The 26,168-nt window shown below is 51.4% G+C and carries 31 protein-coding genes; 23 read left to right on the forward strand and 8 right to left on the reverse strand.

Translation table 11 applies throughout. The features are described from left to right. Positions 1–10: 10 nt before the first annotated feature. The 17 genes from rplE (at position 11) to ACJJIO_RS12550 (ending at position 9,399) form a co-directional block, all read left to right on the forward strand. On the forward strand, positions 11–550 hold the full coding sequence (gene rplE, locus ACJJIO_RS12470; protein WP_020411396.1) for a 50S ribosomal protein L5: 540 nt from the start codon (positions 11–13) through the stop codon (positions 548–550). 9 nt (positions 551–559) lie between these two features. After that, positions 560–865: a 30S ribosomal protein S14 gene (gene rpsN / locus ACJJIO_RS12475; RefSeq protein ID WP_020411397.1), complete on the forward strand. Its 306-nt coding sequence runs from the start codon at positions 560–562 to the stop codon at positions 863–865. Positions 866–905: 40 nt separating this feature from the next. Further along, positions 906–1,298, forward strand: coding sequence for a 30S ribosomal protein S8 (rpsH, locus tag ACJJIO_RS12480; protein ID WP_252084415.1), 393 nt, complete (start codon positions 906–908; stop codon positions 1,296–1,298). A gap of 12 nt (positions 1,299–1,310) precedes the next feature. Next, a complete protein-coding gene (gene rplF / locus ACJJIO_RS12485) occupies positions 1,311–1,844 on the forward strand; it encodes a 50S ribosomal protein L6 (RefSeq protein WP_444908644.1) in 534 nt (177 codons plus the stop codon). A 13-nt stretch (positions 1,845–1,857) separates the two neighbouring features. Next, positions 1,858–2,208, forward strand: coding sequence for a 50S ribosomal protein L18 (rplR, locus tag ACJJIO_RS12490; protein ID WP_252084417.1), 351 nt, complete (start codon positions 1,858–1,860; stop codon positions 2,206–2,208). A gap of 10 nt (positions 2,209–2,218) precedes the next feature. Next, on the forward strand, positions 2,219–2,725 hold the full coding sequence (gene rpsE, locus ACJJIO_RS12495; RefSeq protein ID WP_444908645.1) for a 30S ribosomal protein S5: 507 nt from the start codon (positions 2,219–2,221) through the stop codon (positions 2,723–2,725). Between the two features lie 38 nt (positions 2,726–2,763). Next, entirely contained in the window at positions 2,764–2,949 is a 186-nt protein-coding gene (gene rpmD / locus ACJJIO_RS12500) for a 50S ribosomal protein L30 (RefSeq protein ID WP_020411402.1), read from the forward strand. Position 2,950: 1 nt separating this feature from the next. Then, a complete protein-coding gene (gene rplO, locus ACJJIO_RS12505) occupies positions 2,951–3,385 on the forward strand; it encodes a 50S ribosomal protein L15 (protein ID WP_020411403.1) in 435 nt (144 codons plus the stop codon). 11 nt (positions 3,386–3,396) lie between these two features. Then, positions 3,397–4,743, forward strand: coding sequence for a preprotein translocase subunit SecY (secY, locus tag ACJJIO_RS12510; protein WP_444883684.1), 1,347 nt, complete (start codon positions 3,397–3,399; stop codon positions 4,741–4,743). Between the two features lie 41 nt (positions 4,744–4,784). Then, positions 4,785–4,901: a 50S ribosomal protein L36 gene (gene rpmJ, locus ACJJIO_RS12515; protein WP_010133825.1), complete on the forward strand. Its 117-nt coding sequence runs from the start codon at positions 4,785–4,787 to the stop codon at positions 4,899–4,901. A 348-nt stretch (positions 4,902–5,249) separates the two neighbouring features. Further along, on the forward strand, positions 5,250–5,606 hold the full coding sequence (gene rpsM, locus ACJJIO_RS12520) for a 30S ribosomal protein S13 (protein WP_152451165.1): 357 nt from the start codon (positions 5,250–5,252) through the stop codon (positions 5,604–5,606). Between the two features lie 87 nt (positions 5,607–5,693). After that, positions 5,694–6,083, forward strand: coding sequence for a 30S ribosomal protein S11 (rpsK, locus tag ACJJIO_RS12525; protein ID WP_020411406.1), 390 nt, complete (start codon positions 5,694–5,696; stop codon positions 6,081–6,083). A 15-nt stretch (positions 6,084–6,098) separates the two neighbouring features. After that, a complete protein-coding gene (gene rpsD, locus ACJJIO_RS12530) occupies positions 6,099–6,719 on the forward strand; it encodes a 30S ribosomal protein S4 (protein WP_108731669.1) in 621 nt (206 codons plus the stop codon). Between the two features lie 44 nt (positions 6,720–6,763). After that, positions 6,764–7,768, forward strand: a complete 1,005-nt coding sequence (locus ACJJIO_RS12535) for a DNA-directed RNA polymerase subunit alpha (protein ID WP_252084420.1) — start codon at positions 6,764–6,766, stop codon at positions 7,766–7,768. Positions 7,769–7,891: 123 nt separating this feature from the next. Continuing rightward, the gene (gene rplQ, locus ACJJIO_RS12540) at positions 7,892–8,278 is read left to right on the forward strand and encodes a 50S ribosomal protein L17 (protein ID WP_152451171.1); all 387 of its coding nucleotides are present in this window, start codon (positions 7,892–7,894) and stop codon (positions 8,276–8,278) included. 72 nt (positions 8,279–8,350) lie between these two features. Next, on the forward strand, positions 8,351–8,605 hold the full coding sequence (locus ACJJIO_RS12545) for a YeaC family protein (protein WP_444908646.1): 255 nt from the start codon (positions 8,351–8,353) through the stop codon (positions 8,603–8,605). A gap of 158 nt (positions 8,606–8,763) precedes the next feature. Next, entirely contained in the window at positions 8,764–9,399 is a 636-nt protein-coding gene (locus ACJJIO_RS12550) for a hypothetical protein (protein ID WP_444887954.1), read from the forward strand. Positions 9,400–9,451: 52 nt separating this feature from the next. On the opposite strand, the gene ACJJIO_RS12555 is transcribed toward ACJJIO_RS12550, so the two are convergent. The 6 genes from ACJJIO_RS12555 to uvrA form a co-directional block, all read right to left on the reverse strand. Beyond that, complete coding sequence (locus ACJJIO_RS12555) at positions 9,452–10,906, reverse strand: pectin acetylesterase-family hydrolase (protein ID WP_444887955.1); 1,455 nt, start codon at positions 10,904–10,906, stop codon at positions 9,452–9,454. A gap of 406 nt (positions 10,907–11,312) precedes the next feature. After that, complete coding sequence (locus tag ACJJIO_RS12560; RefSeq protein ID WP_444908647.1) at positions 11,313–12,290, reverse strand: 5-oxoprolinase subunit C family protein; 978 nt, start codon at positions 12,288–12,290, stop codon at positions 11,313–11,315. A gap of 13 nt (positions 12,291–12,303) precedes the next feature. Next, the gene (gene pxpB / locus ACJJIO_RS12565) at positions 12,304–13,002 is read right to left on the reverse strand and encodes a 5-oxoprolinase subunit PxpB (protein ID WP_444908648.1); all 699 of its coding nucleotides are present in this window, start codon (positions 13,000–13,002) and stop codon (positions 12,304–12,306) included. 29 nt (positions 13,003–13,031) lie between these two features. Then, a complete protein-coding gene (pxpA, locus tag ACJJIO_RS12570) occupies positions 13,032–13,781 on the reverse strand; it encodes a 5-oxoprolinase subunit PxpA (protein ID WP_444908649.1) in 750 nt (249 codons plus the stop codon). Positions 13,782–13,838: 57 nt separating this feature from the next. Then, positions 13,839–14,441: a hypothetical protein gene (locus tag ACJJIO_RS12575; protein WP_444908650.1), complete on the reverse strand. Its 603-nt coding sequence runs from the start codon at positions 14,439–14,441 to the stop codon at positions 13,839–13,841. An 80-nt stretch (positions 14,442–14,521) separates the two neighbouring features. Continuing rightward, a complete protein-coding gene (gene uvrA / locus ACJJIO_RS12580) occupies positions 14,522–17,347 on the reverse strand; it encodes an excinuclease ABC subunit UvrA (protein WP_444908651.1) in 2,826 nt (941 codons plus the stop codon). Between the two features lie 160 nt (positions 17,348–17,507). Between uvrA and ACJJIO_RS12585 the strand changes: the two genes are divergently transcribed. The 4 genes from ACJJIO_RS12585 (at position 17,508) to ACJJIO_RS12600 (ending at position 21,797) form a co-directional block, all read left to right on the forward strand. Next, entirely contained in the window at positions 17,508–18,914 is a 1,407-nt protein-coding gene (locus ACJJIO_RS12585) for a mannose-1-phosphate guanylyltransferase/mannose-6-phosphate isomerase (RefSeq protein ID WP_444908652.1), read from the forward strand. 89 nt (positions 18,915–19,003) lie between these two features. Next, positions 19,004–20,185, forward strand: coding sequence for an MFS transporter (locus ACJJIO_RS12590; RefSeq protein WP_444887961.1), 1,182 nt, complete (start codon positions 19,004–19,006; stop codon positions 20,183–20,185). Positions 20,186–20,346: 161 nt separating this feature from the next. After that, positions 20,347–20,934 carry a single-stranded DNA-binding protein gene (ssb, locus tag ACJJIO_RS12595; RefSeq protein WP_444908653.1) on the forward strand — a complete coding sequence of 196 codons (588 nt, stop codon included), beginning with the start codon at positions 20,347–20,349 and terminating at the stop codon, positions 20,932–20,934. Positions 20,935–20,948: 14 nt separating this feature from the next. Further along, a complete protein-coding gene (locus ACJJIO_RS12600) occupies positions 20,949–21,797 on the forward strand; it encodes a sugar nucleotide-binding protein (protein WP_444908654.1) in 849 nt (282 codons plus the stop codon). Positions 21,798–21,862: 65 nt separating this feature from the next. Here the strand turns inward: ACJJIO_RS12600 and fabB are convergent, their stop codons facing one another. Continuing rightward, on the reverse strand, positions 21,863–23,086 hold the full coding sequence (gene fabB / locus ACJJIO_RS12605; protein ID WP_444887964.1) for a beta-ketoacyl-ACP synthase I: 1,224 nt from the start codon (positions 23,084–23,086) through the stop codon (positions 21,863–21,865). A gap of 65 nt (positions 23,087–23,151) precedes the next feature. Further along, entirely contained in the window at positions 23,152–23,676 is a 525-nt protein-coding gene (gene fabA, locus ACJJIO_RS12610; RefSeq protein ID WP_444883698.1) for a 3-hydroxyacyl-[acyl-carrier-protein] dehydratase FabA, read from the reverse strand. Between the two features lie 277 nt (positions 23,677–23,953). Here fabA and galU point away from each other — a divergent pair, with 277 nt between their 5' ends. Together galU and ACJJIO_RS12620 are read left to right on the forward strand one after the other, a co-directional pair. Continuing rightward, positions 23,954–24,802, forward strand: a complete 849-nt coding sequence (gene galU / locus ACJJIO_RS12615) for a UTP--glucose-1-phosphate uridylyltransferase GalU (protein WP_444908655.1) — start codon at positions 23,954–23,956, stop codon at positions 24,800–24,802. Next, positions 24,803–26,152: a phosphohexomutase domain-containing protein gene (locus ACJJIO_RS12620; protein ID WP_444908656.1), complete on the forward strand. Its 1,350-nt coding sequence runs from the start codon at positions 24,803–24,805 to the stop codon at positions 26,150–26,152. Positions 26,153–26,168 lie beyond the last annotated feature (16 nt).

Below are 26,168 nucleotides of genomic sequence, written 5' to 3' on the forward strand. Positions count from 1 at the left end.
TTGGTAGATCATGGCAAAGCTTAAAGAGCTCTACACTAAGGACCTCGTGGCCAAGCTAAAAGAAGAGCTTGGTCTCGAGAATGTGATGGCAGTGCCGCGCATCACCAAGATCACCATCAACATGGGTGTTGGTGAAGCGATTGGTGATAAGAAGGTGCTGGAGCACGCTGTCAACGATATGACAGCAATTACTGGTCAAAAGCCCATCGTTACTAAAGCGCGCAAGTCTATTGCGGGCTTTAAGATTCGCGACGGTTGGCCGATCGGCTGCAAGGTAACTCTGCGCGGTGAGCGCATGTATGAGTTCCTGGAGCGTTTGGTTGATATCGCGATTCCGCGTATCCGCGACTTCCGTGGCATTAGCCCGAAGCAGTTCGACGGCCGCGGTAACTTCTCTATGGGCGTGACTGAACAAATCATCTTCCCGGAAATTGACTACGACAAAGTAGACAAGCTCCGCGGTCTGGATATTTGTATTACCACTACAGCCGCAAACGACGATCAAGGTCGTGCGCTGCTGAAAGCGTTCAACTTCCCTTTTAAGGGTTAAGAGGATTCCATGGCGAAGAAATCCATGATTGCGCGCGAAAACAAGCGCGCTCGAACCGCAGCTAAGTACGCCGAAAAGCGTCAAGAGCTGAAGGCGATCATCGCCAGTTCCACTGCTTCCGAAGAGGAGCAGTGGGAGGCTCAACTCAAGCTGCAGAAAATGCCGCGCGATGCAAGCCCGGTACGTCAGCAACGCCGCTGTCGTATTACTGGTCGCCCCCACGCTGTATACCGCAAGTTCGGCCTGTGCCGTAACAAGCTTCGCGAAGCTGCGATGCGTGGTGATGTTCCTGGCCTCGTGAAGTCCAGCTGGTAATTACCAGCTGGTTTAAGGCAGATTTGAGGAGTCTCATAAGATGAGTATGCAAGATCCGTTGGCAGATATGCTGACTCGCATCCGCAATGCCCTGGCACGCGGAAAGGCGGAAGTCACCCTGCCATCATCCAAACTGAAAGTAGCAGTGGCCAAAGTCCTGAAAGACGAAGGTTACGTTACTGATTTAAATGTAAGCGAAGGCGCAAAGCCGGAACTGACCATTGCTCTGAAATACTTCCAGGGCAAGCCGGTTATTGCCGAGCTGAATCGCGTTTCCCGTCCGGGCCTGCGCGCTTACACTGGTAAAAAAGCTCTGCCTACCGTACGCGGTGGCCTGGGTATCGCGATCGTTTCCACCTCTAATGGTGTGATGACTGATCGCGCTGCACGCCAGGCTGGTGTCGGTGGCGAAGTGCTTTGCACCGTATTCTAAGCGGGGGTTGCAATGTCTCGAGTAGCAAATAGTCCGGTAGTTCTCCCCGCAGGTGTTACCGTAGACCTGAAAGGTCAGAACATCGCTGTTAAAGGCGGTAGCGGTAACCTGGATATGGTTATTCACGGTGATGTAGAAGTAAGCCAGGCTGAAAGCCAGCTGACTTTTGCCGCGCGCAATAACTCCAAACAGGCCAAAGCGCTGGCGGGTACTACCCGTGCTCTGGTCAATAACATGGTGATAGGCGTAAGCAAGGGCTTCGAGAAGAAGCTGCAGTTGCTGGGTGTTGGTTATCGTGCGAAAGCCGCCGGTAAAGCGGTTAACCTGACCCTGGGCTTCTCCCATCCGATCGATTATCAGTTGCCGGAAGGTGTGACTGCGGAAACGCCATCCCAGACTGAAATCGTACTTAAGAGCAGCAATAAACAGCTGCTGGGCCAAGTGGCCGCTGAGATCCGTGCGTTCCGTCCGCCGGAGCCCTACAAAGGTAAGGGTGTCCGTTATGCCGATGAACGCGTGTATCGCAAAGAGGCCAAGAAGAAGTAAATAGGGCATAGATATGAACGTTAAGAAAGCATCTCGCTTGCGTCGTGCACGTCGTGCCCGCGCCAAGATCCGTGAGCTGGGCGCCGTTCGCCTCACCGTGAACCGCACACCGCGTCACATTTACGCACAGATCCTGTCTGCCGAAGGCAATGCGGTATTGGCTTCCGCCTCTACCCTGGACAAGGACCTGCGCGAAGGTAAAACCGGTAACGTCGACGCCGCTTCCGCGGTTGGCAAACTGATCGCTGAGCGCGCGAAAGCCGCTGGTGTTGAAGAAGTTGCCTTCGATCGTAGTGGCTTCAAGTTCCATGGCCGTGTAAAGGCTCTGGCTGACGCTGCCCGCGAAGCCGGTCTGAAATTCTAAGGGTTGAGTTATGGCTAGAGAGAAAGAGAAAAGCAACGACGAAGGCCTGCAGGAGAAGCTGGTCCAGGTCAACCGCGTTGCCAAGACTGTTAAAGGTGGTCGTATCTTCGCCTTTACCGCACTGACCGTAGTTGGCGACGGCAATGGTCGTGTCGGTTTCGGACGTGGCAAGGCGCGTGAAGTGCCTGTTGCGATCCAGAAAGCGATGGAAGCTGCACGCCGCAATATGATCCAGGTAGAGCTGAATGGTGACACCATCCAGTACGCTACCAATGGTCGCCACGGCGGTTCCAAGGTTTACATGCAGCCCGCCTCCCAGGGTACCGGTGTAATTGCCGGCGGTGCCATGCGCTCCGTACTGGAAATGGCTGGTGTACACAACGTACTGGCTAAGTGCTACGGCTCTACCAATCCGGTGAACGTAGTACGTGCAACTTTCAAAGCTCTGGATCAAATGCAGAGCCCGGAAGATGTAGCTGCCAAGCGCGGTAAATCAGTCGAAGAGATTCTGGGCTAATCACAGCCCAGATTTAAGGTTATTGGTGGGTTAAGACCATGGCTAAGAAGACCATTAAAGTCACCCAGACCAAAAGCATCAACGGACGCCTGAAAAGTCATCAGGCGTGCGTTGCGGGTCTGGGCCTGCGCCGCATCGGCCACACAGTGGAAGTGGAAGATACTCCTTCCGTGCGCGGCATGATCAACAAAGTAAACTACCTGGTTAAGGTTGAGGGGGAATAACATGCGTTTGAATGACCTGTCTCCCGCACAAGGCCACAAGCACAGCGCCAAGCGCGTTGGCCGTGGTATTGGTAGTGGTTTAGGTAAGACCGGTGGCCGCGGCCACAAAGGTCAAAAAGCGCGCTCCGGCGGCAGCGTTCGTCCGGGCTTCGAAGGCGGTCAGATGCCTTTGCAGAAGCGTCTGCCTAAGTACGGTTTCACCGCTCGTGTTTCTCGCTTCACCGCAGAAGTACGTCTGGCAGAGCTGGCCAAGGTAGAAAGTGACGTAATCGATTTGGCAGCGCTGAAGAATGCCGATATCATCGGCAGCCATATTAAACGCGCCAAAGTGTTTCTCTCAGGTGAGCTGACTAAAGCTGTAACCGTAAAGGGGCTGGGAGTGACCAAAGGTGCAAAGGCGGCTATCGAAGCTGCTGGCGGTAAAATAGAAGACTAATCGAGGCGCCAATGGCACGACCAGGATCCGGTGGAAATCCCCTGGGCAACAGCAAGGGATTGGGCGAGCTCTGGGCTCGCCTTCGTTTTCTGTTTCTAGCGATACTTGTTTATCGCTTGGGAACACATATTCCGGTGCCCGGCATTGATCCGGAAAAGCTGTCAAATCTGTTTAATCAGAATCAGGGAACCATCCTTGGTCTGTTTAACATGTTTTCAGGCGGCGCCCTGGAAAGGATGAGTATTCTGGCTCTGGGCATCATGCCCTACATCTCCGCATCCATCATTATGCAGTTGATGAGTGCGGTGACTCCCTCTCTGGAAGCATTGAAGAAAGAAGGGGAGGCCGGAAGGCGTAAGATCAACCAGTACACCCGTTATCTGACGGTGGTGTTGGCCCTGATTCAGGGTATCGGCATGACCTTTGGGTTGGCAGGGCAAAATCTGGCTTACTCATCTGAGCCTGCGTTTGGTTTTTACTTTGTGGCGGTAACGTCGCTGGTGACCGGTGCCGTATTCATGATGTGGCTCGGTGAGCAGATCACTGAGCGCGGTGTGGGCAACGGCATTTCCATGCTGATTTTTGCCGGTATCGTTGCTGGGTTACCCGGCGCTATCGGACAGGCGTTCGAGCAGGCCCGACAGGGTGAGTTGCATATTCTTATGCTGCTTATCATCGGTGTTATCGCTTTAGCTGTGGTGTTCTTTGTTGTAGTAATGGAGCGCGGTCAGCGCCGAATTACGATCAACCACGCTAGGCGACAAGCCGGTCGCTACTCCGCAGCACCAGCTGCGCAGGCGAGCCACCTGCCTCTGAAGGTGAATATGGCCGGTGTTATTCCGGTGATCTTCGCCAGCAGTATCCTGCTGTTCCCAGCGACGCTGGCACAGTGGTTTGGACAGGGTGGTGAAGGTGTCGGTGCCCAAATTCTGCAGTGGATGGCATTGCAGCTGGGGCCAGGGCAGCCGCTGAACATTATTCTGTTCGCACTGCTGATTGGTTTCTTCTGTTTCTTCTATACGGCGTTGATGTTCAACCCGAATGAAGTTGCAGATAACCTGAAAAAGTCTGGTGCCTATGTACCTGGTATTCGTCCAGGTGAGCAGACAGCCCGCTATATCGATAGTGTGTTGACCCGACTCACTCTGGTAGGTGCTGTGTATATCGCACTGGTATCCCTGCTGCCGCAGTTCCTGGTGGTTGGGTTTAACGTTCCCTTCTATCTGGGGGGTACCTCACTGCTGATCGTTGTAGTAGTAGTGATGGACTTTATGGCACAGGTACAATCGCATCTGTTGTCACACCAGTACGAGGGCTTGATGAAAAAAGCGAACCTGCAAGGCTACGGTCGTCGCTAGTGCGTCACCTGCTCGCAGTTTGATTGAATTGAGGTAAGGTCATGAAAGTACGCGCTTCTGTAAAAAAGATCTGCCGTAACTGCAAAATCGTGCGTCGCAAGGGCGTTCTGCGGGTAATCTGCAGCGCTGAGCCACGTCACAAGCAGCGTCAAGGCTAATAGGGGCCAGCCCCTTACAGAGAGCGTCCGTTGGGCGCCTCTGTAAAAGCTGGAAAAATTCGCTATTTGTTACAGCCCCGTAATGAATGGCAACACCATAAAGAATTTCTTTGTGGTGGGAGGTCAGCCTAAAGGTTGGACCTCCGCTAGGGGGCGTTGACTGTCGTCCACATCCGCTGCGGGAGGCCGTGGTGGCCGTGGGCTATTGCAATTTGGTGTCTGAAAAGCTATTCTTGCGCGCCTTTTTGGTGGCGCCGTCGGTTTTTTAGTCGCTGTCAGCGCCGAAATCAAAGTAGAGTCACATACTTAATATAAAGCAGTGGCTCCCAATACGTGGAGTACGCCTCTATGGCACGTATTGCTGGTGTCAATGTACCAGACCACAAGCACGCCGTGATCTCCCTGACCCACATTTATGGGGTAGGTCTTACTACGGCTAAGTCTATTTTGGCAGCGGTTGGTATCGCTGAATCCACCAAAATCCGCGACCTGTCTGAAGAGCAGATCGAAACCATCCGCGGTGAAGTTGCAAAGCTTACCGTAGAAGGCGACCTGCGCCGTGAAGTATCCATGAACATCAAGCGTTTGATGGACCTGGGTTGCTATCGCGGTCTGCGTCACCGTCGCAGCTTGCCGCTGCGTGGTCAGCGCACCAAGACCAATGCTCGTACCCGTAAGGGTCCGCGCAAGCCGATTCGCAAGTAAGCCTTAACTAAGGCGCGAAATCGCGGTTCAAGATGCCCCGGCCGGCTAATCGCCGCGGGGATTTGATACAGGATTTAGGATACTGGTATGGCTAAGCCAAAAACTACTGTTCGCAAAAAGGTCAAAAAGACCGTTGTCGACGGTATTGCCCACATCCACGCATCGTTCAACAACACGATCGTGACGATCACTGATCGCCAGGGTAATACCCTCAGCTGGGCCACCGCAGGTGGATCTGGCTTCCGTGGCTCACGTAAGAGCACCCCGTTTGCAGCCCAGGTTGCCGCTGAGCGCGCAGGTACTGCAGCTCAGGAATACGGCCTGAAAAACCTCGACGTAGAAGTGAAGGGCCCTGGCCCCGGTCGCGAATCCGCTGTTCGCGCACTGAACAACTGCGGCTACAAAATCACCAACATCACCGACGTGACGCCTATCCCGCATAACGGATGTCGTCCGCCCAAGAAACGTCGCGTGTAAGAGGGGGCTGATAGAATGGCACGTTATATTGGACCAAAATGTAAACTGTCCCGTCGTGAAGGGACTGACCTGCAGCTGAAGAGTGGTGTACGTCCGCACGACTCCAAGTGTCGCGCAGAATCTAAGCCCGGCCAGCATGGCGCTGGTCGCGGCCGTCTGTCCGACTACGGCATCCAGCTGCGTGAAAAGCAAAAAGTTCGTCGTATCTACGGCGTACTGGAAAAGCAGTTCCGTAACTACTATAAGGAAGCAGCACGTCTGAAGGGCGCTACAGGTGAAAACCTGCTGCAACTTCTCGAGCAGCGTCTGGACAACGTGGTTTACCGCATGGGCTTCGGCTCAACTCGCTCTGAAGCGCGTCAGCTGGTTTCCCACAAAGCAATTCTTGTAAACGGCACTACCGTTAACATTCCTTCTTTCCAAGTTAAAGAAGGCGACGTTATCGCTGTACGTGAGAAAGCCAAGAAGCAGCTGCGTATCCAGAATTCCGTTTCCCTCGCTGCCCAGCGTGGCGATGTCGAGTGGGTAGACGTAAACGCGAGCAAACTGGAAGGCACTTTTAAGCGCACTCCGGATCGTGTCGATCTGCCGGCAGAGATCAACGAAAACCTTATTGTGGAACTGTACTCCAAGTAACAATTAGTCCACTTTAAGGAATGCAACTGTAAACAGGTATGGCTATGCAGACTGCTGTCAACGAGTTTTTGACACCGCGTCGTATTGACGTCACCGAGTACAATCCGAATCACGCCAAAGTGGTTCTGGAGCCCCTGGAGCGTGGTTTCGGCCACACTCTTGGCAATGCGCTGCGTCGCATCCTGCTGTCCTCCATGCCGGGCTGCGCCGTCACCGAAGTAGAAATCGACGGTGTCGAGCACGAGTACAGCGCGATTGAAGGTGTGCAAGAAGATGTTATTGAAATCTTGCTCAACCTGAAAGAAATCGCGGTTGTTATGCACGGCAAAGATCAGGCGGTATTAAGCCTGAGCAAGAAGGGCCCGGGTGCAGTGACCGCTGGAGATATCCAGGTAGATCACGATATCGAGATTGTGAATCCTGAACACGTGATTGCCAATATCACAGGTGATGTAGAACTCAACCTGCGACTCACTGTTGCGCGTGGGCGTGGTTATCAGCCCGCCGACGCTCGCCGTGATGAGGAAGAGGAAAGCCGCGCGATTGGCCGTCTGCAACTGGACGCATCTTACAGCCCGGTTCGCCGTGTATCTTACAGCGTGGAAAGCGCGCGTGTAGAGCAGCGTACCGATCTGGATAAGCTGGTTTTGGACCTGGAGACCAATGGTACCCTGGACCCAGAAGAAGCTATTCGTCGTGCAGCCACTATTCTGCAGCAACAGCTGGCAGTATTTGTGGACCTGGAAGGCGAGAAAGATGCGCAACCGAAGGCGGAAGAGCCCGAAGTTGACCCAGTATTGCTGCGCCCGGTTGACGACCTGGAACTCACCGTACGTTCGGCTAACTGTCTGAAAGCGGAAAACATCTACTACATCGGTGACCTGATTCAGCGCACTGAAGTAGAGCTGCTGAAGACTCCGAACCTTGGCAAGAAGTCTCTGACTGAAATCAAGGATGTACTGGCTTCCCGTGGTTTGTCACTGGGTATGCGTCTGGAAAACTGGCCACCGGCCAGCCTTAAAGGCGATAGCAAATTAAGCCCCCTGTAAGCATTTGGTAGTCGCGGCGATGTCGCGACTAGTAGAAAGAACCCGAGCGGTGCCACAGCTTAGCGCGACACCGCTCCAGAACGACCTGCTGAGACAGCAACTGTGGTCGTAAGGAATTGAGTCATGCGTCATCGCTATAGTGGCCGTAAATTCAGCCGTACCAGCGCTCACCGCAAGGCCATGTTCAAGAACATGACCGCTTCTCTGGTAGAGCACGAACTGATCAAAACTACACTGCCAAAAGCCAAGGAGCTGCGTCGCGTCGCCGAGCCGCTGATTACCCTGGCTAAGAAAGACAGTGTTGCCAACCGTCGTCTGGCTTTCGCTCGTATCCGTGATAAGGATGCTGTGCGCAAGTTGTTCGATGAGCTGGGTCCTCGTTACGAAGCCCGTCCAGGTGGATATATCCGTATCCTGAAGTGTGGTTTCCGCGCTGGTGACAAAGCACCGATGGCTTACGTAGAACTGGTGGATCGTCCACAAGTTGAAGACGAAGCTGCTGAAGCATAAGTTGCACTAGCAATTTTGCTACGGAAGGCCGGTCATAGACCGGCCTTTTTTGTATATACAGGAGAATTTTGTATGTCTTTTGAGCAGTTGTTAAATAATTTGAACCCGCAAATTGTTGCCAGCCTGCGGCGAGCAATTGAGTTGGGCAAATGGCCCAGTGGTGTTGTGATTACTGCAGAGCAACGTATTCTCTGTGCAGAGGCGGTTGCCAGCTGGGAGGCCCAAAATCTGCCTAAAGAGCAGCAGCTAGGCTATGTCGCACCAAAGACCTCCAAAGACCCCTGTTCTGCTAAAAAAGGTGATGAACAACCTTTGAGCTGGGTATAAGTCGCTTTAGCTGATTTACTTACTTTCCAGCTGTTTAATAGATATTGGCGCATATCTCTTCAGCTGGGACGCCCTTCCCATTCATCCCCCCGCTTTTCTCTGCTTATATAGTTACCGACATAACGAAATATAAATTTAAATTTGCTCGGTAATTGGATATGAAAAAACTGATATTGCTTGCCGGTGCAGTAAGCCTAGCTGTTGTCGGCATTGATCATTACGATATTAATGTCAAAGAAAGTGTGGCGAGAGTGCAACAGTTTGTGCAGCCATTAAAGGAAAATAATGGGTTGGCACAGGATATCTCTGAAAAAATACCTTGGTCAGAGCTGGATACAACGGAGATGGTGGAACTACTGGACCATCCTAGGGTGAAGGCCTATCTCGATCGTGAGAAGTTAAAGCAGGAGTTAAAAGATTACTTTGCCGACCTTGGGAACTTATCCAGTGCTGAGGCCTGGGACGCAATTGAGCAGGTGGAGAGTGAGAAACGAGTAACGGGTTATGAAGCACTGTCGATGAAACTAGCCTGGTTAGAAAAAAATAGCCTTAACGAAGCCGATTTCAAGCAGCGCGCCGAAGAACTTTTTAATATTTATCGAGAAAAGGCTCAGTCAGTGATTAGCCGCTATGACCCACATACTCAAGTGCCAGGCTTCTCTACCTATAAAGATCTAGAGCGCTCTATTGTTGAAGAGGTTCAGCAAATGACATCTTTTCCCAATGGAATGAATAAGCAAGAATATTTGCGACAACGCTTACAGGAAGCTCGGGAAACAGTGTACGGTAGCTAATCAAATAACAGTGCTGCTGTTAGTCAGCAGCACTGTCTTCCGCTTAGCTCTCTTACATAAATAAGCCAATCAAGTCATAGAACCAATTACTGTTGTTATCAAAGTCAGATACTTTATCTGTCTCATAGGCGCGAATCATTCCACCACCGTTGTGGTTCACGATGTTGTTTAGGAAGTCCTCTAACTCCAATCCATGCTCAGCAATTTCACCGTACTTGAGGTCAATAATAGTGGTGCAGTGGCTCTCATTTAGGTTGCGAAACATTGGGAAGTAGTAGCCCCAATTACTGGTTTGATCCAAGAGTGGTATTAGATTTTCATGGGTGTCCTTTTGCCAGCGCTGGCGTAGTTTATCTAAACGAGAGTTGGCATCTGGGTCGTTGTAAATATCTTCGTAGAAGCGCTCATAGGAGTATGAAGAAAAGTTACCATCCGCCAGGAAGTGCGTGATACCCAGGCGATCTGTAGGGAATTTATCTGACAGTGCGCGGTATATCGAAGCCAACTGATTGCTGTCAAATCCTGGAGTAAAAGATTTTATCGCATTAATAGGGTTCTCTTCATTGGGATCCCCATCAGTTGTATAAGTAGTCCAGGAATGAAGCACTTCGTTGTGTAACGGTAAGGATGGGTATTGAGTGTTGTTTTCACTGTCCAGAGGCGCTTTGTAAAGCGGGCCGGAATCATCTATCAGATAGCCGTATTCGACATCCATATCCTCACGAAGCTTCGTGTAATTTAACAGAGCCCCTACGCTGCCTGCACTGCAACCAGCGGCAAGCATTTGCTTGGGTTTCTGCAAATTATTCTTTACCCATGAGGTTACTGCCTGCACATTGCGCAGGCCATTATGATGCCAAATTAGATCCGAATTCTGTCCAGTCTTATCCTTATATATCTCTGTCTTATCACCAACATAAATATCACCAGTACAGTATGGAACGTAAACCATGTTCCACTCGCCAGTTTTATACTGGTTGTAAGGATGGTGAGTATAAATAAGGGGTGAAACACCTGCGGTAGTGAGATTATCGAAATTTGTGAAATCTAGGAGGTGTACATTACTGAGATAGTCATCAGGGATGCCATTAGGGTTGCGTGCCCCGCGAATACCAGCCTGGCCGGAGCAGCTTTCGTAGTCCCAACAGGCACCGCCACCTTCAAAATAAAAAATGGTATTGCTGGTATCGGGCACCCGATAAACAAAAAATTTATAGGGGGAGCCATTGCCACACATGGCGCCGGTACTGGCAGGAACATCTACTTTTTGCCAAGTATTAAAATCTTTAGGCTCGAAGTCATCGTTAAAGCTTGGGTCGTGCATGGTCAGAGGATACATCCCCTGAGCTTGCTGGGTAGAGACCGGTGCATCAGCGTTGGGAGGGTCAAAGAGGTGTTTGAGGGTTTTCCAAAAATTGTAATCACCTGGTTCTGCTTGTGCATATGAGGTGATAAGGAGTGAGCTGGCAATAAATGCCATAGTTAAACCACGGAGAATTTTTATCATTATTAATCCCCTTCCGGTAATTGGTGTTTTCTCTCTGGACCAGGCCGCATCGCGAACACAAGTTGTAGAAAATAACGTCACTTCAACGCTTGCAGTTAGCTAAGTAGGACACTCGTCCAAATCGCGCTTTAGGTAAAACCCAAGAAGACTAGTTAATAATGGACTTTTGGTCTAGCTAAAGACTAATTAAAACTACTAAGTCATGCTGGACCAATTGGTCTGACAGATTTCGTGAAAAATATTTTATTAAGTTGGGAGTGTCGATGGTTTTTGGAGTGCGCGTTGGTTGGTTTGGATAAATATTGCTTAGTCACAATGTGTGACCAGGCTGCTACATAAGGGGGCGACTTTCGTAGTTTAATTGTTTTTCTTACATAAAGTGAAAAACGTTAACCTAAGCCTTGCTTTAGAGGATGAAAGACTCATTATTTTCTGGTGCTAGATAATTTTTAAGGTTCTCAAGATACTTCATTTTTTTTAATAGTATCTCTCTTGCCTGTGCTTGATTGACTAGTTGAAAATTAATTTTATCCTGAGCCTTGAGTTGTCCTAATCTATGCAGGTCGGCTCGAATGATATGGGCAATACGAGGATATCCGCCGATAGTTTGCCCCTCAATAAAAGAAATAATGGGTTCGCCATTGTTAGGTATCTGAATACTGCCTGGGTAAAGTCCGGAGGAAATCATTTCATCCGAACTGTCCGTAATAGCTTTAGAGTCTACAATGATTGATGGGGATAGGCGAATCCCCATACGATTGCTCTGGGCGGATACTTGAAAGGTTTTTCTAAAAAAATTATTTAATGTTAACTCTGTAAATCGCTTTTTTTCTGGTCCGTAGATGACTCTCAAAAGTGGTCGAGATTGATAGCAGGGTTGTAGGCTTCGATCTATGTGAGCGGATTTTGCGATGCGAATATTTTTCAAATTAAAGCGTTCTTCGTAACTGATAGCCTTTCCTTTGTTGCCTCCAAAGTGACTGATTAAGTGTGTTGATACGCTGTTGAAAGCCTGGGGGGTAGAAATTTTGGCGGATAAGCCAATATATGCTCTGGTGCCACTTAGTAGTCGACCAAACTCTAAAATATCTCCCCGCTTAACTTTGATGACCTTGTAATTTTCTACAGTTATTTTATTTAACAGAACATTGAATTGTGCTCCTGTGATAGCTATTGAGATATCACATTCGAACCTAATAACTGGACCAGTTAACGTTAATTCCAATACAGGGTTGTTAAGGCAGTTACCCAATAGCAGATTGGCAAGTTGCATGGACAGGATGTCGGCTGCGCCCCCCTGGGGAATTCCACAGTGCATTAGACCTGGGCGTCCAAAGTCTTGAATGCTTGTTTGTAGTCCTGGACGAATAAAATAGATACTCATAGTTAGATCAGTTTCACATTATAGACTGATGAATATCGTCAAATTCTGCTTGATTGATCGAATAGAACTTAATGATATCTAATGGATCTGCAATAAATGGATGGCTGCTGTAGGGTTGGAATAATTGAATGGGAGTCTGGCCGATAATTTGCCACCCTCCTGGTGTGGCCTGTGGGTAAACTCCTGTCTGGCTGCCGCCGATGCCAACAGCTCCTGCAGGAATGCGCACCCGTGGATTTTTTTTGCGAGGACATTCCAGTCTAGGGTTGAGACCGCCGAGATACAAAAATCCGGGAGTAAAGCCCAACATATGTACGAGATAAGAGGGTGCTGTATGCAGCTTAATAATTTCTTTGCTGGATAAGCCAGTGTGTTTGCTCAATATTGAAATATCTGGAGCAAAAATTGATTCATAGCACACAGGAATGCGAATAGTACGGGGTTTTCGTGAGATGTTTTTGTGGGCTTTAAGGAAGTCTTGAATTGATTGTTGAACTTTCTGTGAGAGCATCTCGCTATCAAATAAAGCAGGGTTAAAAATCAGAGTCAGACATTGATAGGCAGGAATTAATTCAATAAAGTTATTGGGGTTTTTATTAAGGAGATATTCTTTAAGCCCAATAATATAACGGCTAAGGTTTTCACTTGGCTCTGAGTTGAAACGGATATCTAACGCACTATCTCCATTTGGGTAAACACTAAAATCGAGCATAGTCGAGTGATTTCTTTGTTTGGAGGATGTCACGATTGTATGTTCAGGCCATGATGTTGTAGGTGCTTGACTAGTGCTTTTGCGATTTTTAGAGCGGCAGGATTGTCACCATGTAAACAAATCGTATCCACAGAGAATTTCAGCGGTGTGCCATAATAGCTTGTGAAGTCTGTACCCTTTGCCAATGCGACAGCTCGTTCTAGGCAGTTTTCAATATTGTTTAGCACTGAGCCAGGTAGATTACGTGGGGCTAATTTGTCTTTGTTTAAGTAGTGCCTATCTATAAAACCCTCCCGATAAAAGGTGCACTGCTTCTCTATTGCTACAGACTCCATCGCACCGTTGGCTAAACCGATAATTTTCAGAGAGGGATACTCTTTGGCGAAGAGTGAGATAATTTCTTTAGCGAGTAACCTATCTGCTTCGGCATCGTTATATAAAGCGCCATGTAGTTTAACGTGATCCAGCAGTACACCTGCTTCAGTAGTCAGGAATTGCAGCTGCTCGATCTGTTGAAACAATGAGTCAAGTAATAGATTTATTGGGAGTTTGATAGACTTTCTTCCAAAATTTTCCCGATCTGGGTAGCCGGGGTGTGCTCCAATTTTTAAATGATGTTTTTGTGCGTTGAAAATGGAAAGGCGCATAATGTCCCGATTTCCTGCGTGAGCGCCACAGGCGATATTGCAGCGGGAAATAAAGGGCATGATTTGCGTGTCTCTAATACAGCTTTTTAGATCGCTACCTTCACCTAGATCGCAGTTGATATCGATTTTCATTCGTCGCAGCTCACGATTAGGGAAAACTCTGTTAGAATTCTATCTAATGAAAATTGACTAAGTGCGGTTTGTTGTACATGCTTCAACCTCCATAGAGGTTCCCTCGTCCTCTGAACGATAGCATCCACCCAAGGGTGAGCAGAAGCAGAAGTCGACTGATATTTTCCCTCTTTCTTTGTCTAGCTTTTCCCAAAGGTTGTAAGATCGCTCACCATAAAATAATGCAAATATTCGGCGCTTGGAGTTCGCTGGGATTAAGCTGTTGGATAAAGTTGAGGTGAGTATATTTCCTTTATCTAGGCTGGTGGTGTCGTCATCACCTGTCAATTTTTTTGTGAATTCCTGATATTCCTGTTGGCAGCAAGCATTCAGAAATTCCCTGGCGGTATGATAGGTAGTTTGCTCATAGTTGATGCTGAAACTCTTCAACAGAGCTGGGCTTGCCCCCACATTGTGAAGTTCAAAGTAAATTGATGGTTTGTTATCCTCAAGGTCGTAATTGCTCTGTGAAAATTGAATTACAGGCATGGTCATTATTTTGACTTGTTTATTTGCTGCTTCGGCCTGCAGATAAGTTGCATAGAAGGAGGCAAGGGAAACCATCATTGCGCATAGTGCAATAATTAAGTTTAACTTTTCTTGATCCAATTTTTTTATCATTTCCCACGTTCCGTCGCGGCATGTATTCGGTGGTTTTATTGATATAGGAGCCAGATTGCGATCCAGCTCCGTACTATTGATTACCCAAGCATCGGCTTTAGGAAGCGGCCGGTATGGGAAACTTTCATTTCTGCCACATCCTCTGGAGTCCCTGCTGCAATAATCTGTCCTCCACCGGAGCCGCCTTCCGGGCCCAGGTCCACAATCCAGTCGGCAGTTTTAATGACGTCCAGATTGTGTTCGATAACCACGATGGTATTGCCGTGATCGCGCAGGCGATGTAAGACATCCAGTAATAATTGGATGTCGGCAAAATGCAGGCCAGTGGTGGGTTCGTCAAGGATATACAAGGTTTGGCCGGTGTCGCGCTTGGACAGTTCACGAGAGAGTTTTACTCGCTGCGCTTCGCCACCGGAAAGTGTGGTGGCCGCCTGGCCAAGTTTGATATAGGAGAGACCGACATCCATCAAGGTTTGTAATTTCTTGGCAATTGCGGGCACGGGGTCAAAAAACTCTCGCGCATCTTCCACTGTCATTTCCAATACCTCGTGGATATTTTTGCCTTTGTAATGTACTTCCAGGGTTTCGCGGTTGTACCGTTTACCATGGCAGGTGTCGCAGGGCACATAGATATCCGGTAGAAAATGCATTTCGACTTTGATCACACCGTCGCCCTGACAAGCCTCACAGCGACCGCCTTTTACATTAAAGCTGAAACGGCCTGGCTTGTAGCCACGTGAGCGCGCTTCCTGGGTACCGGCAAATAGCTCTCGAATCGGGGTAAAAATACCTGTGTAGGTGGCCGGATTAGACCTTGGGGTGCGGCCTATAGGGCTCTGATCGATATCCACACATTTATCGAAATGCTCTAACCCATGAACGGACTCATATGGGGAGGCCTTCAAGGTGGTGGCTTTATTGAGTGCTGTGGCTGCAAGAGGGTAGAGGGTGGTATTGATTAGGGTAGATTTACCAGAGCCCGAGACACCAGTGACACAGGTAAAGAGGCCTACGGGGATTTCCAGGTCTACGTTTTGCAAATTGTTGCCGCTGGCACCTTCGAGGCGCAGCATATAGTCCTCGTTGGGGATGTAGCGCTCTTCCGGTACAGCAATTTTCTTTTTTCCGGACAGGTACTGTCCGGTGAGAGATTTTTTACACTTGGTGATTTTATCCGCGGTACCAGCCGCGACGACTTCGCCACCGTGAACACCGGCACCGGGGCCTATATCGACAATAAAGTCGGCACTGCGGATAGCGTCCTCATCGTGCTCAACGACAATGACTGTGTTACCGATATCGCGTAGATGGGTAAGAGTGTTAAGTAGGCGTTCGTTGTCCCGTTGGTGTAAGCCAATAGAAGGCTCGTCGAGGATATACATTACGCCCACCAGGCCGGCCCCGATCTGGCTGGCCAGGCGAATCCGCTGTGCCTCACCGCCAGATAGAGTTTCTGCGCTGCGACTCAGAGTTAGGTAGTTGAGCCCCACATCTACCAGGAAGCGAAAGCGATCGCGCAGCTCTTTAAGAATTTTATCGGCAATTTCTTTTTGGGCACCTCTGAAGGTCAGCTCGTGATCAAAATAGTTGAAAGCATCGCCGACGGGCAGCTCGGTAATCTGTGCCAGGGTACGATTGTCCACAAAGACATGACGGGCCTCTCGACGCAGTCGGGTGCCATGGCACTCAGGGCATTTTTGTGTGCTCAGGTATTTGGCCAGTTCTTCGCGTACAGATTGGGATTCGGTGTCCCGATAACGGCGTTGGAAGTTGGGAATAATGCCCTCGAAAGTGTGCTGCCGCACGGTAACATCACCGCGATCATTTACATAGCTGAAGTCGATTTCCTCATCGCCACTGCCCTGTAAAATGATCTTGCGGTGCCCCTTGCGTAGTTTCTTCCAGGGTTTGTCCAGATCGAAGCCGTAGTGCTCGGCGAGAGAGTCGAGCATGTGATAGTAGTAGATGTTGCGTCTGTCCCAACCGCGAATAGCACCTTCGGAGATGCTGCTCTCTGGGTCGAGAATCACCTTATCCTCGTCAAAGAACTGCTTAACCCCCAGGCCGTCGCAACTGGGGCAGGCGCCGGCCGGGTTGTTGAAGGAAAACAGGCGAGGTTCCAGTTCGTCCAGTGAATAGTCACAGACAGGGCAGGCGTGGCGTGCGGAAAAAAGTCGGTCTTCCTGGTCACCATCCATAAAGCTGATGGAAGCGATGCCATCGGTGAGATTCAAAGCAGTTTCGAAGGACTCCGCCAGGCGTAACTGCAGGTCATCGCGCACCTTAAAGCGGTCTACCACAACCTCTACGGTGTGCTTGCGTCGCTTGTCCAGCTTGGGCGTGTCGTCCAGATCACAGATAACGCCATCGATACGTGCTCGAACGAAGCCGTCACGACGCAGCTGTTCAAATACATGCTGGTGCTCGCCCTTGCGGTCGCGTACTACGGGTGCCAGTAGCATCAGCTTAGTGCCCTCCGACAGGGTCAGTACCTGATCCACCATCTGGCTCACGGTCTGGGCCTGTAGCGGTTCGTCGTGTTCCGGGCAGCGGGGTTCGCCGACACGGGCGAACAACAGTCTGAGGTAGTCGTAAATCTCAGTAATGGTGCCTACGGTGGAGCGCGGGTTGTGGGAGGTGGACTTCTGCTCAATGGAGATGGCCGGCGACAGTCCCTCAACAGTATCCACATCCGGCTTTTCCATCATCGATAGGAATTGCCGTGCATAGGTGGACAGGGATTCCACATAGCGGCGCTGGCCTTCAGCGTAAAGGGTGTCAAAGGCCAGGGAGGATTTACCGGAGCCAGACAGTCCGGTTATCACGATCAGCTTGTCGCGGGGGATGTCCAGATCGATATTTTTCAGGTTGTGGGTGCGAGCACCCCTCACATAAATCGTGTCCACGCTCTACCTATATTGCTGCTAATACTGGGCCGGGCCACGGACTTGCTCCGCACGGGGCGATCACAACTGCGGTGCCGGGAAAACAGCCGAGTATAAACTCGCGACCCAATGTGCCAAAATCGTCTACCGCAAAAAACCAACCGATGAACAGAAAGCGCTGATGATCCCTGTAATTCTTTGTGGCGGCACTGGCTCGCGCCTGTGGCCACTGTCCCGGGAAACCTACCCAAAGCAATTTTTGCCGCTAACAGGTGAAGAAACCATGTTGCAGGCCACCGCGAGGCGGTTGGAAGGCGTGGCACAGCTACAGGCTCCGATTTTAGTGTGCAATGAGGAGCATCGCTTTGCTGCAGCGGAGCAGTTGCGCGAGATTGGTCACGGTGCCCAATCTATTTTGCTAGAGCCCTGTGCGCGCAATACGGCACCCGCTATCGCTCTGGCGGCCCTAGCTGCGCTTGAATCTGGTAAAGACCCCCTGCTACTGATACTGCCGGCGGACCACGCGGTGGCCGATGTGGCGGCCTTTCAGGAGGCACTCAAGCCTGCCCGGGCCTTGGCTGAGCAGGGACATTTGGTGACTTTTGGTATTGTTCCGACAAGAGCTGAGACCGGTTACGGTTATATCCGCCGCGGAGAAGGGCTTTCTGCTGGTGCCTGGGCAGTCGCAGAATTTGTTGAAAAGCCTGATGCCGAGACAGCTGAGTCCTATCTGGCCGATGGCGGTTATTCCTGGAATAGCGGTATGTTCCTATTCCGCGCTTCCCGTTATCTGGAGGAACTGGGCCAGCATCGAGAGGATATTCTCGGTGCCTGTCGCACAGCCTACGAGCAGGCCGCTCGAGATCTCGACTTTACCCGGGTGGATAGAGAGGCCTTCGCCGCTTGTGCCGATGAATCTGTGGATTATGCGGTTATGGAGCCTACGGAGTCGGCGGCTGTAGTGCCTATGGATGCTGGCTGGAGCGATGTGGGCTCCTGGCTGGGTTTGTGGGAGCTGGCCGAGCGGGATGACGACGACAACCTGCTGCAAGGAGATGTGTTGCAGGAAGGCAGCAGCGGTTGCCTGGTGCGTGCGGAGAGTCGCTTGGTCAGTTTACTCGGTGTAGAGGACCTGGTGGTGGTGGATACCGACGACGCCCTGCTGATTGCTGACAAACAGCGGGTTCAGGAGGTGAAAAAACTGGTGGGGAGCCTCAAGCGCTCCGGCCGCAGCGAGGCCCAGCGACACCGCAAGGTGTATAGACCTTGGGGCTACTACGACTCTATCGATGCGGGTCCGCGTTTTCAGGTAAAACGCATCGTGGTTAAGCCTGGACAGCAGCTTTCACTGCAGATGCACCACCACCGCGCGGAGCACTGGATTGTGGTGCGTGGCACCGCAAGGGTGACCCGCGGTGATGAAGAGCTGCTGGTTACCGAGAATCAATCCACCTATATCCCCCTGGGGGTTACGCACCGGTTGGAAAATCCCGGCACCATCCCTCTGGAGCTGATCGAGGTGCAGTCCGGCAGCTACCTGGGCGAGGACGATATAGTCCGTTTCGATGACGACTATGGTCGAGGCTAGATCTCCGCGAAAGTTGTACTGCTCCCACTACAGCCTGGCGCTCACTCGCTGTACAATGCGCGCCCACTTGACGCTGTTCCGGGAGCTGCATGAATTCTATTGAGCGCCGAGCCCTGGGTGGGCTGGCTTCCCTTTATGTGTTTCGCATGCTCGGCCTGTTTATGGTGCTGCCGGTGCTCACGGTGTACGGTGAAGGCTATCGTGATAGCACTCCGATGCTGCTGGGGTTGGCCATGGGTGCCTACGGTTTGAGTCAGGCCTTATTGCAGATTCCGCTGGGACTTCTGTCTGATCGCTGGGGCCGAAAACCCGTAATTTATACCGGCCTGGCGCTATTCGCCCTAGGCAGTATCGTCGCTGCGCAGACAGATTCCGTATATGGGCTGATTGTTGGCCGGGTGTTACAGGGATGTGGAGCGATCGCTGCCGCAGTGATGGCACTAGTGGCTGATTTGACCCGGGATGAGAAGCGCGGCATTGCCATGGCCGTGATCGGGGCCTCGATCGGTGTGGCCTTTATGTTGGCGGTAATACTGGGCCCGGCACTCGCGGGTGTTGGCGGACTGCCGGCCATTTTCTGGCTGACAGCAGTACTGGCCGTACTCGGCATGTTGCTGGTATGGCGGGTGGTGCCAACACCTCAAGTAGCAAAGCGCCCTGCGGTATTTAAGGGCGGTTTCCGCAAAGTATTGGGTAGTGGCCTGACCTGGCGCCTGGTCAGCGGGGCCTTCTTTTCTCACTTACTATTGACGGCGCTGTTTGTGGCATTGCCACTGGTGCTAGTCGATCGCCTGGATTGGCCGGCGGATGAGCACTGGAAACTTTATGGTCCGCTAATGCTGGGCACCTTTATCATTATGCTGCCCTTAATGCGTGTGGCCGAGCGCTCTGGCAAAGTGCCGCTTGCGCTGAACCTGGCGGCGCTTGCTCTGGTGGCTGGCAGCGCGGCGTTACTGCCGATGAATGGAACAATAGCAGTTGTACTGCTGCTGAGTATTTTCTTTGTGGGCTTCAATCTGTTGGAAGCCTTACTGCCGGCCCAGTTGACTCGCAAAGCCCCGGAGGATGCCCGTGGGGCAGCTTCGGGCCTGTATGCGACGCTACAGTTTTTTGGCACCTTTGTCGGCGGCAGTCTGGGCGGATATCTGTACGGACTCGGTGGCACCAGTGCGGTGGCGGGGCTCGGTTTTGTTGTAGTGGCAATTTGGATACTGCTTTGGTGGGCTCTGCGCGAGCGGCTCTCCGATATCCGTGAGGGTAGCGCTTACTAACAGTGGGTGTCTGTTGTATGCTGCTGTATAAAAATACACTGTCTGCAGCTGTAAGTGGCTGCGTGCTTACATACTCAGAGTACGAGTGAAACCGTACCTGAAATTTAATATTGAATGATTAGTGCTCCGGGTGGGACCCGGGTCGAAGAGAGGAGAGGGCCATGGCCAGGGGTATCAACAAAGTAATCTTAATTGGCAATCTGGGTAATGACCCGGAAACCAAATATATGCCGAGCGGTGGTGCGGTTACCAACATTAGCTTAGCCACCAGCGAGAGCTGGAAGGATAAGCAGACTGGCCAGCAGCAGGAGCGCACTGAATGGCACCGCGTAGTATTTTTCAACCGCTTGGCAGAGATTGCCGGTGAGTATTTACGTAAAGGTGCAAAGGTCTATGTAGAAGGTTCGCTGCGCACGCGTAAATGGCAGGATAAGAATACTGGTCAGGATCGCTACACTACGGAGATTGTTGCCAGCGAAATGCAAATGCTGGATGGTCGCGGAGAGCAGGGCGGTTTCGGTCAGGGTATGGGCGGTGCCGCAATGGGTGCGGCAGGTGCAGCTATGGGGAGCCAGATGGGCGGTCAGCAAGGCGGTTACGAACAGCAGGGCGGTTTCCAGCAAGGTAGCTATCAGCAGGGTAATCAGGGGCGCCAGGCTCCCAGTAACCAACAGCAACCTGCGCAGCAGCAAAGCCAGGGCCCTGCCGGTGGTTTTGATAATAGCTTTGACGACGATATCCCCTTCTAAAACAGGCCTGTCCTGTGTCTGATCTACATACCGGATATAAGCCGGATCGGGTTGCGCTGATTCGCGCCGGAAACGATATCGATAGCGCGCTGCAGAAACGCCTGCAGCGTGCTGGTTTCCGTATACAGCTGCTCTCATTCGCAGAACTCGATAAGTTGCGCCCCGCCTCAATTGTCATTAATGCGTCGGCATGCGCGGATGACCAGGGTATGCCGGAAGCCCTAGAGGTTGCTGAGTCATTGGCACAGTGCTCCTGTCAGCATGTTATTCACCTCTCTTCCTATGCGGTCTTTGCCGGTGGTGAACCGAGGAAATATGACGAGGATGAGGTAGCTGCACCTCAATCTCACAGTGGGCGGCAATGGCTGGCTTGTGAGGAAGCCTTATCAGGATGTGAGAATCTGACAGTTCTGCGTTTTGGCTGGATGGTGGATAGCAATCCGGATGCTCTGCTGGGGCGGGTGTTAAGGGGTTTTGTGACGGGTGAGCCGGTCACACTGGATGGCTGCAATAGCGGTAACCCGGTCACGGCCCTGGATCTGGCTCGTGTTGCAGTTGCAGTGGCGCAGCAACTAGCCAGTGGCGCTGAGGCTAGAGGGATCTATCACTACGGCAGCTCGGATGACTGTACTGCGGTGGAGTTTGCCCTTGAGGTTGTGGAGCGAGCCCAGTCACTCTACGACGAGGGCAGGTTCGCACAATTCAGCGCACTGGAAACCGGGCCGGACCAGAACCGGGGGGTGGTGTTGGCCTGTGGTAAGTTGCGCGATGTCTTTGGCATACAGCAGCATAGCTGGCGCCAAGGCCTCACTAGGCAGGTGGAGCTGTGGTTGGAGCGTCTGGATGCGGAGACGCAGGAATAGCTTTAGAGCGATTGTAAAAAGGGCGCCAATGTGGCGCCCTTTTTATTTGGATCAAGATAACGGCTTTAAACTTTATCGAAAATCAGGCACGCGTTGGTACCACCGAAACCAAAGCTGTTGGACATGGCACGCTTAATCTCGCACTCGCGCAATTCAGTGACTAGATCCATCCCTTCCGCTTCTGGGTCCCGGTGCTCCACATTGGCGGAAGCGGCAATAAAGTTATTTTGCATCATTAGCAGACTGTAGATGGCCTCCTGCACGCCGGCAGCGCCGAGGGAGTGTCCGGTTAGAGACTTGGTGGAGGCAAATGCGGGCACTTTGCCGGCAAAGACTTCGCTCATGGCTTTTAGCTCAGCGATATCGCCGACCGGGGTTGAGGTGCCATGGGTGTTGATGTAGTCCACACCGCCTTGAAGCCCTTTGCCATCCATACCTGCCAGGGCTTGCTGCATGCAGCGCACTGCGCCTTCTCCACTCGGGGCCACCATATCGTATCCATCAGAAGTTGCGCCGTAGCCAGTGAGTTCGGCGTAAATGGTTGCGCCGCGGGCGAGTGCATGGTCCATTTCTTCCAGAATCAGACAGCCACCACCACCGGCGATAACAAAACCATCCCGATCGGCATCGTAGGGGCGTGAGGCCTTAGTGGGGTCGTCGTTAAACTTGCTCGATAGGGCGCCCATGGCGTCGAACAGGTGCGTGAGACTCCAGGCCAGTTCCTCACCGCCACCGGCGAAGACAATATCCTGTTTGCCCATCTGAATCAGCTCGGCACCGTTGCCGATGCAGTGGGCACTTGTGGCACAGGCGGAGGAGATGCTGTAGTTCACACCTTTGATTTTATAGGGTGTGGATAAGCAGGCTGAAACGGTGCTGTTCATCACCTGGGGAACTCGGTAGGCGCCGACACGGCGAACCCCCTTTTCCTTGAGCGTGTGTGCGGCATCAATAATATTTTGGGTGGAGGTGCCGCCGGAACCCATCACAATGCCGGTTCGAGGGTTGGAGATGTCTTTCTCCTCCAAGCCGGACATTTCGATTGCCTCTCGCATGGCGATGTAAGCATAGGCTGCTGCATCTCCCATAAAGCGCAGTTGCTTGCGGTCTATATGCTCTTTGAAATCGATATCCACAGGGCCTGCAACCTGGCTGCGCAGGCCTAGCTCTTTGTACTCCTCCTGGAAGCGGATACCGCTGCGGCCTGCTCTTAGTGAATCGGTAACTTCTTTTGTATTGGTACCGATACAGGATGTGATGCCCATCCCGGTAATGACTACCCGACGCATAGTGATCTCCAACAGTACTTGGTAGTAAAGGCCTTTAAAGTTTTGCCCGCCTGAGCTTAATAAAGTTAAAAGTTATCAGTACGAGTAAATAAACCAACGCGAAGGTCTTTTGCAGTGTAGATTTCACGCCCATCCACCGACACAGTGCCATCGCCAATACCCATAACCAGCTTTCGTTCAACAAGCCGGGACATTTGAATGTGGTAGGTTACCTTCTTGCTGGTAGGTAAAATCTGACCGGTAAACTTTACCTCCCCACAGCCGAGGGCACGGCCATGTCCGGGATTACCCTTCCAGGCCAAAAAATAGCCTAGGAGCTGCCACATAGCATCGAGCCCCAAGCACCCAGGCATTACCGGGTCACCGGGAAAGTGGCAATCAAAAAACCAGAGGTCAGGGTGTATATCCAGCTCGGCGATGACTTCACCCTTATCATATGCTCCCCCCTCTTTTGATATATGGGTGATACGGTCCAACATCAGCATATTGGGGGCGGGCAATTGTGCATTGCCTGGACCAAACATCTCTCCGCTGGAGCAGGTCAGTAGCTCCTCTCTGTTGTAGCTACTTTTTTGAACAAAATTACTCATCTTCTCCCCGGCTTTGGGTGGTTACGCAACTCATGTTGAGCGTTTTTGTAAGAGCGGGCATTCTAAGCGCTGTGTGTCGCTTGTCCAGTCAGTCAAAATTATTTTTGTGACTGTCGTAGTAATTACCTTCACAACATCTTATATGATCATTTGTGTTGAGCGCTGACACATTGGAGGAATTTGGCGTCATCCTTTGTAGGTGAACTCTCCTCTGAGCTGTGTTAGGTTGCCGTCGGCGCAGGAGAGCGCTTATTTATCTGGATTATGGGGTAGCGCAATGCTTAAGAAATGTTTATTCCCGGTTGCCGGTTACGGCACCCGTTTCCTGCCTGCCACCAAGGCGATGCCGAAGGAAATGTTGCCACTGGTGAACAAGCCGTTGGTGCAGTATGGGGTAGAAGAGGCCATTGAAGCCGGCCTCACAGAGATAGGTTTCGTTACTGGGCGTGGTAAGCGCGCTATTGAGGACCACTTCGATACCAATTACGAGCTGGAGCATCAAATTGCCGGAACTGGTAAAGAGCGCTACCTAGATTCTGTCCATAAAGTAATTGATAGTGCCAGCTTCTCCTATACTCGCCAGGGAGAGATGCGTGGACTGGGTGATGCTATTTTGCAGGGGCACCGTCTAGTCGGAGATGAGCCATTTGGAGTGGTGCTAGCTGATGACCTGTGCCTGAATGAAGACCTTGGCGTACTTTCGCAGATGGTTCAGCTTTACAAGCAGTTTCGCTGCAGCATAGTGGCCGTCGAAGAAGTGCCGATGGAGCAGATTCATAAATTCGGTGTGATTGCAGGCAATGAAATCAAGCCAGGCCTATACCAGGTAACGGATATGGTGGAAAAGCCGGCCGTTGAAGATGCGCCAAGTAACAAGGCAATCATAGGGCGCTACATTCTCACCCCAGATATTTTTGATCTTATCCGCAATACCCCGCCTGGCAAAAATGGGGAAGTGCAAATTACTGATGCATTGCTGACCCAGGCGCGGCAAGGCTGTGTTCTTGCTTACGCTTTTAAGGGGCGGCGCTTTGACTGTGGCTCTGTGGAAGGGTTTATTGAAGCTACTAACCATGTCTATGAAAATAAGTATCTGCCGGAGCAAGCAGCTGAGGAGAAAAAATAAGTGTCAGAACTGACCTGCTTTAAAGCCTATGATTTGCGCGGTCGTGTGCCAGATGAACTGAACACAGATGTGGCTTACCGGGTGGGGCGTGCATTCGCACAATTCCTGGATGCACAACGGGTAGTCGTTGGGCACGATATTCGTCTCACCAGTGGTGAACTGACCGATGCCCTGGTGAATGGCTTACGCGATGCCGGTGCCGATGTTTTTCATATCGGCGAATGTGGTACTGAAGAAGTGTATTTCGCTACTTTCTATGGTGATTTTGATGGCGGTATTTGTGTTACCGCCAGCCATAACCCCATGGATTACAATGGCATGAAGTTTGTTCGCGCGGGTAGTAGGCCGATTAGTGGGGATACCGGGTTATTGGAAATCAAGCGCCTGGCAGAGGAAAACCACTTCGCTCCTGTTGCAGAGCGCGGTGAACTGCAGAGCTTTGAGCACAGACCGGCTTTTGTTGAGCACTTATTGGGTTATGTTGATAGTAAAGCGCTGAAGCCTTTGAAGCTGGTAGTGAATGCGGGCAATGGTGGTGCAGGTGCAGTTGTCGATGTGCTAGCCCCTCACTTGCCTTTTGAGTTTGTGCGGGTTCACCATCAGCCAGATGGGAATTTCCCCAACGGTATCCCCAACCCAATCCTACCGGAAAACCGTGCCTCTACTGCAGAGATGGTGCGTGAGAGTGGCGCCGACTTTGGTATTGCCTGGGATGGAGATTTTGACCGCTGTTTCTTCTTCGATGAAAACGGTGATTTTATCGAGGGCTACTATGTGGTCGGCCTGCTTGCCGAGGCCTTCCTGGTGAAGCACAAAGGCGCCAAAGTGGTCCACGATCCCCGCCTGCTGTGGAATACGGAAGATATTGTGCGTGCTGCTGGGGGTGAGCCAGTCCAGAGCAAAACTGGTCATGCCTTTATTAAGGAGCGCATGCGCAAAGAAGATGCCATTTATGGTGGTGAGATGAGTGCACACCATTATTTCCGTGACTTCGCTTACTGCGATAGTGGCATGATCCCCTGGTTGTTGGTGGCAGAGCTGGTCAGCCGAAGTGGTAAGACTCTGTCCCAGTTGGTCGGAGAGCGCATGGCAGCTTTCCCCTGCTCGGGTGAGATCAATTCCAAGGTGCAGGATGCGGCAGCGGTTATTAAAGCTGCAGAGGAAAAGTATGGTGCAGATGCACTCAGTGTCGAGCATGTGGATGGTCTGAGTGTGGCTTATGCCGAGTGGCGCTTTAATTTACGCATGTCCAATACTGAACCCGTGATTCGCCTCAATGTTGAGTCCCGCGGGGATAAGGCTTTGATGCGTGAGAAGACCGAAGAGCTACTAAAGTTGATTCGTTCATGATTTCCTGATCAGCTCT

The organism is Microbulbifer mixtoriginis (SeqCode), from assembly GCF_052467235.1.